A 7,299-nucleotide genomic window follows, 5' to 3' on the forward strand; every position below is an offset into this window, starting at 1 on the left:
CGTACGCGGCGCGCACAACCGCGTACGAAACGCGCGCCACACCGCGGCAACGCCGCCTGCGACGCCGCGTACAACGCCTAAGAGGGCTCCAAGAAGGGACCGACGTGACACGCAAGACGGTGCGTATCGCCATGAACGGCGTGACGGGGCGCATGGGTTACCGCCAGCATCTGGTCCGCTCCATCCTGGCCCTGCGTGAACAGGGCGGCCTCGACCTCGGCGACGGAACCGTGCTGTGGCCGGAGCCGATCCTGGTCGGCCGCCGGGAACACGTACTGAACGCGCTTGCCGAAAAGCACGGCCTGGAGCACGTCTCGACGGACCTGGACGAGGTCCTCGCCGACCCCACCGTCGACATCTATTTCGACGCCCAGGTCACCTCCGCCCGCGAGGAGGCCATCAGGAAGGCGATCGCGGCCGGCAAGCACATCTACACCGAGAAGCCGACCGCCACCGGACTCGACGGCGCCCTGGAGCTGGCCCGGCTCGCCGACGCGAAGGGCATCAAGCACGGCGTCGTCCAGGACAAGCTGTTCCTGCCGGGCCTGCTGAAGCTGAAGCGCCTCATCGACGGCGGCTTCTTCGGCCGCATCCTCTCCGTCCGCGGCGAGTTCGGCTACTGGGTCTTCGAGGGTGACTGGCAGGACGCCCAGCGCCCGTCGTGGAACTACCGCGCCGAGGACGGCGGCGGCATCGTCGTCGACATGTTCCCGCACTGGGAGTACGTCCTGCACGAGCTGTTCGGCCGCGTGAAGACCGTCCAGGCCATCGCCACCACCCACGTCCCGCAGCGCTGGGACGAGAACGGCAAGCCCTACGACGCGACCGCCGACGACTCCGCCTACGGCATCTTCGAGCTCGACGGCGGCGCCATCGCCCAGATCAACTCCTCCTGGACGGTCCGCGTCAACCGCGACGAACTGGTGGAGTTCCAGGTCGACGGCACCGAGGGCTCGGCCGTCGCCGGCCTGCGCAACTGCCGCGTCCAGCACCGCTCCGCCACCCCCAAGCCGGTCTGGAACCCGGACATCCCCGCCACCGAGGTCTTCCGCGACCAGTGGCAGGAGGTCCCCGACAACGGCGACTTCGACAACGGTTTCAAGGCCCAGTGGGAACTGTTCCTGCGGCACGTCTACGCCGACGCCCCCTACCACTGGAACCTGCTGGCCGGCGCCCGCGGCGTCCAGCTCGCCGAGCTGGGCCTGAAGTCCTCCGCGCAGGGCCGCCGCCTCGACGTCCCGGAGATCGCGCTGTGACCATCCAACTCCCGGACTCCAGCGGGGCCTTGCGGACCTACGACCCCCGCACGGAACCCCTCACAGCCGGCACCGGAACCGCTTTCACCTCCCGTACGGTCTTCTCCGCGGCGCACGTCGTCGCGGACCCGTACGCCGACGTGTCGCCCGACTCACCGGCCGCCGTCGACTGGGACGCCACCCTCGCCTTCCGCCGCCACCTGTGGTCCCACGGGCTCGGCGTCGCCGAGGCGATGGACACCGCCCAGCGCGGCATGGGCCTGGACTGGGCGGGTGCGGCCGAGCTGATCCGCCGCTCGGCGGCCGAGGCCGAGGCGGTGGGCGGCCTGATCGCCTGCGGTGTCGGCACCGACCAGCTCACCGGCCCGGCGTCCCTCGCCGAGGTCCGGGCGGCCTACGAGGAGCAGCTCGCCCTCGTCGAGGCCTCCGGCGCCCAGGCCATCCTGATGGCGTCCCGCGCACTGGCCGCGGCCGCCACGGGCCCCGAGGACTACCTCGGCATCTACGGCCACCTCCTGCGCCAGTCCGCCGAGCCGGTGATCCTGCACTGGCTGGGCCCGATGTTCGACCCGGCGCTGGAGGGCTACTGGGGCTCGTCCGACCTGGACGCGGCGACCGAGGTGTTCCTCCAGGTCATCGCCGCCCACCCGGACAAGATCGACGGCATCAAGGTCTCCCTCCTGGACGCCAAGCGGGAAGTGGACCTGCGCCGCCGCCTGCCGGACGGCGTGCGCTGCTACACCGGCGACGACTTCAACTACCCCGAGCTGATCGCGGGCGACGAGCAGGGCTTCAGTCACGCCCTGCTCGGCATCTTCGACCCGCTGGGTCCGCTGGCGGCGCAGGCGGTCCGCGTCCTGGACACGGGCGACGTAACCGGTTTCCGGCAGTTGCTGGACCCCACGGTCGACCTCTCCCGCCACCTGTTCCAGACCCCCACCCGCTTCTACAAGACAGGCGTGGTCTTCCTGGCCTGGCTGGCCGGCCACCAGTCCCACTTCACGATGGTCGGCGGCCTCCAGTCGGCCCGCTCCCTCCCGCACCTGGCCCGCGCCTACGAACTCGCCGACGGCCTCGGCCTGTTCCCGGACCCGAAGCTGGCCGAGGAACGGATGAAGAACCTGCTCGCCCTGTACGGAGTGAACCAGTGACCGGTCTCGAGCGTTTCAGCATCAACCAGATGACGGTCAAGCAGCTGTCGATGCCCGAACTGGTGGCGGCCTGCCGCGACCTGGGCGTCGGCAACGTCGGCCTCTGGCGCGACCCGGTCCGGACGTACGGCGTCGAGGAGACGGCGAAGCTGGTCCGCGACGCGGGCCTGACGGTGACGACGTTGTGCCGCGGCGGCTTCTTCACCGCCATCGACCCGGACGAACGGGCGGCCGCCCTGGCCGACAACCGCCGGGCGATCGACGAGGCGGCCACCCTGGGCACCGACGTCCTGGTCCTCGTCTCCGGCGGCCTCCCGGCGGGCTCGAAGGACCTGCACGGAGCCCGCGAACGCATCGCGGACGCGCTCACGGAACTCGGCCCCTACGCCGAGGACCACGGTGTGAAGCTGGCCATCGAACCCCTGCACCCCATGTACGCCTCGGACCGCTGCGTGGTCTCGACCCTCACCCAGGCCCTGGACCTCGCGGAACGCTTCCCGGCCCACCAGGTCGGCGTCACGGTCGACACGTACCACATCTGGTGGGACGACCAGGCCCCCGCCCAGATCGCCCGAGCGGGCGCGTCCGGCCGTATCCACACCTTCCAACTGGCCGACTGGACCACCCCGTTGCCCGAGGGCGTCCTGAACGGCCGAGGCCAGATCGGCGACGGCGCGATCGACATGCGCGAGTGGCAGACCTACGTCGAGAAGGCCGGCTACACGGGCCCGATCGAGGTAGAGCTCTTCAACGACGCCCTGTGGGCCCGGGACGGCAGGGAAGTACTCGCCGAGACGGCGCAACGCTTCGTGACCCACACGGCCGCCTGACGGAACCGTGGCCCGCCCGCCTCCACCACCCACGGGCGGGCCACGGCCGGAGGATCGGGCGCGACACCCGAACGAAACGGCTACGCGCTGCGTTCCTGCACTTCAAGGGCCTCAGCCCCTGATACGACCGTCCCGCAGCGCCCCGACGAACGCGGCCCACCCGTCCGCCGAGAACACGAGCACCGGACCGCTGACGGCCTTGCTGTCGCGGACGGGCACGCGGGCATGGCCACGCGCTATTTCGAGGCACTCGCCTTGACCGCCGCCGCTGTAGCTGGACTTGTACCACCCGGTGAAGGTGGACAAGTCGGAGACGGTGTGCTCACTGCTGACCATGTGCGTGTTACTCCGCTGCGGCTCTCATGAGGGCCAGTGACTCGTGTTGCGACAACGCGTCGCCCAGCGCTAGAGCGTAGGCGGTCTGACTGGCAGTGACCAGCGCTGGATCGTCCATCAAGTGGCCGGTGAAAAGGCCCTCGACGTAGGCCACCGGGGCTGAGTCCTCGAGGCCCATGAGCGTAAGCAGGCTCTCCATGAGCGCGTGCGCCCCGACCCCGAACGCCAGGACGTGCAGTCGCACCCGCCCCGCCTCAACCACGTCCGCGATCTTGTGCAGTTGTTCGGCCATGACCTGAGCGCCGCCGACGCGCCGCCGCAGCACAGACTCGTCGAGCAGCGTCCAAACGACCGGCTTCAACGGCCCGTCGAGGATTCGGGCACGCTTTGTTCGAATGACAACGGCCTCGCCGCCCTCCGCAGGATGAGCGGACCGGGCTGAGGCTTCTCCGGCGACCGCCACCTACGTGACGTATACCTGGCGTATACTCGCTGTGTGGCTGACGTGATGATCCGTGTACCCGCCGAAGTTCGTGACCAGCTCGCCGCCGTGGCTGAGGCGCGGGGCACCAGTCTCCGCGCCCTCATGCAGGGGATAGCGGCGGAGATGCTTACTCCGGAACAGATCAAGGAGCGAGCGGACCGCACCCGCACGCTGCTCGCCGAGCGCTTCGGGCACTACGTGTCGGACGAGGAGTCCGCCGAGATGCGCCGCAAGATGCGGGAGGCCTCCGCCGCTCACCGGGTGGGCCCGGCCGAGTCGGAGCCGTCCCGGTGAGCCAGACCGAGCACTACGTCCTCGATACCCCCACCCTCCTCGCGCTGGGAGGCGACAAGCAGGTCTCCGGCCTCATCCATGCCGCGGCCGCCAGCGACGACATGCGGCTGTGGGTGCCCGTCCTGTGCCTTCTGGAGGCCGAGCGCCGACGCGCTGGGATCGTCGACCACGTGGGCGTGCTGGTGGACGTGCTGCATGTCGTCGAAGACGACTTCGCCATGGCGGTGACAATCGCCGAACTGGGGAGCGCGGGCATCGACTTCGGCGTCGCGGCCGCCATACATGCCGTGAGACCCAACCAGGTGCTTCCCATGGGCGGCCTGATCGCCACGGTGGCACCGGACCCCTACGCAGGACTGGGCGTCGGGATCATGGACCTGAACCGCTGAGAAGTGTGACCGGTTTCCCGCGACGCGCCAGATTCCTGCCCCATCGCTGCCCCGGCTCTTCGACGTAGCGATGGGTCAGCCGGCACAGGGGCAGCAGCAAGGCGTAGAAGGCGACTTCGAGAACGAGACTGTCGTGCGGTCGGCGGCCGATGGTGGCGTCGCTGACGGCCAGCAGAACCGGGTGCACCATGTAGACCGAGTAGCTGATCGTTCCCAGCCCGACCAGCAGGCGCGGCACCCGCCGCCGACGGAACGCCAGCCCGGCACCGAAGGTGCCTACCGCCATCAGGAACGCCACGATCCAGCCGCGCCGGGTGAAATGCGACCCGTCTCCGTACGCGTACGCACTGCCCACCGCGCAGACGACCACGACGGCGGCCGTGGCCGCGGCGTACCGCCAGGGGATCTGGCCCTGCTCGGCCCGGTACACGACCGTGCCGAGGAACATGACGGCCAGGATCACCAGGCCCTCCCACATGGGAACCGTGCTGTTGAAAGAAACCAGGACGAGCGCCAGCCCCCCGCCCAGCAGACCTCCGAACACCCGAAGCGCGGGTAGCCCGGTGCTCGCACAGCAGATCGCGACGACCATCACGGTCGCGGCGATGGCTACCAGCCGGCCGGTGCCGAGCACGCCGGAGAGGGCGGAGACGGGCAACGCGCTCGCGGCCGTGACGCTCACGGCGGCGACGACGGCCAGAACGGCGGCGACCAGCGACGACCGCCGGTGCAGGCGAAGCGTGAACAGCGCGACGACCAGCAGGTAGAACGCCATCTCGTAGGAGAGCGTCCACAGGACGAGAAGGAGATTGGGCGTACCCGACAGCTCCTGGAGCAGGGTGACATGGGCGACGGCCACGGTGACGACGTTCTGGCCGCCGAAGTCACGCATCTGCGCGACACCTGAAGCGTCGGCGACGATGAGCGCGGCCACCGTGGCCCCCCACAGCGGGTAGATGCGGGAAACGCGGCCGATCCAGAAGGTGCGGACGCATCCGCGCCGCTCCAGCGAAGCGGGAATGATGTAGCCGCTCACCAGGAAGAACACCATGACGCCGTACCGGCTCGTGTTGAACTCCGGCATCAACTCCCCGCGAAGCTCCGCCATGAAGGAGTACGAGGAGTGGTCGAACACCACGACGAGCGCGGCAATGCCGCGCAAAGCATCCAACCAGCCCAACCGGGTCGGCCGGACCGCTGCGCCGGACGAGGATAGTCGGTCCGGCGCATACGGTAATTGCTCCAGCCCAGACAGGACGTGACGGGGGGTTTCCATACTCGTCATGACGTGCGCCACCGCTTCGATGTTCAACTACTTCACGCGTCCGGCCAATTGCGCACAGTCAGAACAAGCCGACCCCGGCTCTGGCCCTGACCATGTCAGCGCTCCCTGTCCGCAGCCATGATGCCGACGCATTCCTCCAGCGCGGCGTGGAGGGACGGCACGAAGGCGGCGAGTTCGGCGTCCGACGACCTGCCTCCCTCCAGTACGGCCCCGACGACCGTCACCAGGACGGCGGCGGCCTTCAGGGCATGCACGTCGGCCAGTTCTTCGAGCACCCCACCAGGGCTCGCGGCCACGAACGCCTCTTTGCCGGTGGCGGGGTCGACACCGAGACTGCGGAAACGCCTCGCGCTCATACGGCGACCTCCGACGGGACGTAGTCCTGACCCAGGGTCGCGAGGACGGCCGCGCGGCGCCGCTCCCGCTGGAGGCGCCTGCGGTCCAGGGCGTCACGCTCGCGTTCCCAGACGGCGAGGTAGGGCCGGACCAGGGGGAGGTCATCGGCGAGGATCACGTCCGAGGCGTACGGCCGCGTCCGGCGGGCGTGGGCGGGCCGTTGCGCGGAGACGGCCGGGAAGGGGCACCGGCCGGGGGAGCGGTGCGCTCCGCGAGGCGGCAGGAAAAGGCTGAGGATGGCGGCCAGTAGGCTTCGCACAGGTCGACTCCTTGTGTCGGCTCAGCCCCGGCACGGAAGCTGTCATCTTCCCGCCGGGGCGTCCTTGTCTCACCGGACTGTACCTCGACAACGGTAGTGGTAGGTAGTGGTTGGTAGTAGTACTAAGTGATGCGCGGTACAAGGTAGCGGCATACGGTCAACGGGTGGACAAGATCAGCCCAGATTCACCGCAGTACGTCTATGAACAGCTCGCCGCGATCATCGAACGGAAGATTCGTTCCGGTGAGTACCCGCCGGGCACGCGGCTACCGGGCGAACTGACCATGACGCACGAGCACAAAGTCGGTCCGGGCACCGTCCGCCGTGCTCTGGACATCCTTCGGGACAGGGGGTTGGTAGTGACCGTACGCGCCCGAGGCTCGTTCGTCTCCGACCCCCTGCCACCCGCCGCCCCCGAGACGCCCACGTCTCCCGCCTAGCCGAGAACCCCGGGAAATCCCGGGAACCGTGCAACCGTTCCGCCCTCACCCGGGTCATACACGGTGTCAGAACTCCTGGAGGGTGCCTCTATGTCCTTCGTCAAGGCACCCCTGTCGGGGGTGGGGTCATTCGGTCTTGCTGGGCTCATGCGGCGAGCTCGACGTCCGCGGGCGTGCGG

At 69.3% G+C, this 7,299-nt stretch carries 10 protein-coding genes and 1 pseudogene; 6 read left to right on the forward strand and 5 right to left on the reverse strand.

Going from position 1 to position 7,299, the window contains the following annotated elements; genetic code table 11:
• The first annotated feature begins 104 nt into the window (after positions 1-104).
• The 3 genes from P1P75_RS37805 to P1P75_RS37815 are packed head-to-tail and all read left to right on the forward strand — an operon-like array spanning position 105 to position 3,237.
• Complete coding sequence (locus P1P75_RS37805; protein WP_319263960.1) at positions 105-1,256, forward strand: Gfo/Idh/MocA family oxidoreductase; 1,152 nt, start codon at positions 105-107, stop codon at positions 1,254-1,256.
• Positions 1,253-2,407, forward strand: coding sequence for a dihydrodipicolinate synthase family protein (locus tag P1P75_RS37810; protein WP_319263962.1), 1,155 nt, complete (start codon positions 1,253-1,255; stop codon positions 2,405-2,407). Before P1P75_RS37805 ends, P1P75_RS37810 begins: the two co-directional genes overlap by 4 nt.
• Positions 2,404-3,237, forward strand: coding sequence for a sugar phosphate isomerase/epimerase family protein (locus P1P75_RS37815; RefSeq protein ID WP_319263963.1), 834 nt, complete (start codon positions 2,404-2,406; stop codon positions 3,235-3,237). The genes P1P75_RS37810 and P1P75_RS37815 overlap by 4 nt, the downstream gene beginning before the upstream one ends.
• 111 nt (positions 3,238-3,348) lie before the next feature.
• Here the strand turns inward: P1P75_RS37815 and P1P75_RS37820 are convergent, their stop codons facing one another.
• A complete protein-coding gene (locus P1P75_RS37820; RefSeq protein WP_319263965.1) occupies positions 3,349-3,573 on the reverse strand; it encodes a DUF397 domain-containing protein in 225 nt (74 codons plus the stop codon).
• A gap of 7 nt (positions 3,574-3,580) precedes the next feature.
• Positions 3,581-4,000, reverse strand: a pseudogene (locus P1P75_RS37825) (DUF5753 domain-containing protein); the annotation flags it as partial.
• A 69-nt stretch (positions 4,001-4,069) separates the two neighbouring features.
• On the opposite strand from P1P75_RS37825, the gene P1P75_RS37830 reads away from it, so the two are divergent.
• Positions 4,070-4,351, forward strand: a complete 282-nt coding sequence (locus P1P75_RS37830) for an Arc family DNA-binding protein (RefSeq protein ID WP_319263967.1) — start codon at positions 4,070-4,072, stop codon at positions 4,349-4,351.
• Positions 4,348-4,740, forward strand: a complete 393-nt coding sequence (locus P1P75_RS37835; protein WP_319263969.1) for a hypothetical protein — start codon at positions 4,348-4,350, stop codon at positions 4,738-4,740. The genes P1P75_RS37830 and P1P75_RS37835 overlap by 4 nt, the downstream gene beginning before the upstream one ends.
• Here P1P75_RS37835 and P1P75_RS37840 read toward each other — a convergent pair.
• From P1P75_RS37840 to P1P75_RS37850, 3 genes are all read right to left on the reverse strand, one after another.
• Entirely contained in the window at positions 4,721-6,052 is a 1,332-nt protein-coding gene (locus P1P75_RS37840; protein WP_319263970.1) for an acyltransferase, read from the reverse strand. The genes P1P75_RS37835 and P1P75_RS37840 overlap by 20 nt on opposite strands.
• A 68-nt stretch (positions 6,053-6,120) precedes the next feature.
• Positions 6,121-6,381 (reverse strand): hypothetical protein, encoded by a 261-nt coding sequence (locus P1P75_RS37845; protein WP_319263972.1) that lies wholly within the window; start codon positions 6,379-6,381, stop codon positions 6,121-6,123.
• Positions 6,378-6,680 carry a hypothetical protein gene (locus P1P75_RS37850; protein ID WP_319263973.1) on the reverse strand — a complete coding sequence of 101 codons (303 nt, stop codon included), beginning with the start codon at positions 6,678-6,680 and terminating at the stop codon, positions 6,378-6,380. Before P1P75_RS37850 ends, P1P75_RS37845 begins: the two co-directional genes overlap by 4 nt.
• Positions 6,681-6,844: 164 nt before the next feature.
• Between P1P75_RS37850 and P1P75_RS37855 the strand changes: the two genes are divergently transcribed.
• Complete coding sequence (locus tag P1P75_RS37855; RefSeq protein ID WP_319263975.1) at positions 6,845-7,120, forward strand: winged helix-turn-helix domain-containing protein; 276 nt, start codon at positions 6,845-6,847, stop codon at positions 7,118-7,120.
• Positions 7,121-7,299: the final 179 nt, after the last annotated feature.

The organism is Streptomyces sp. ID05-39B, from assembly GCF_033794725.1.
Lineage (GTDB): Bacteria > Actinomycetota > Actinomycetes > Streptomycetales > Streptomycetaceae > Streptomyces > Streptomyces bobili.

Excerpts from the sequence above, each read along its gene's own strand:
- P1P75_RS37820 (WP_319263965.1), bottom strand. The coding sequence starts at position 3,573 with ATGGTCAGCAGTGAGCACACCGTCTCCGACTTGTCCACCTTCACCGGG.
- P1P75_RS37845 (WP_319263972.1), bottom strand. The coding sequence starts at position 6,381 with ATGAGCGCGAGGCGTTTCCGCAGTCTCGGTGTCGACCCCGCCACCGGC.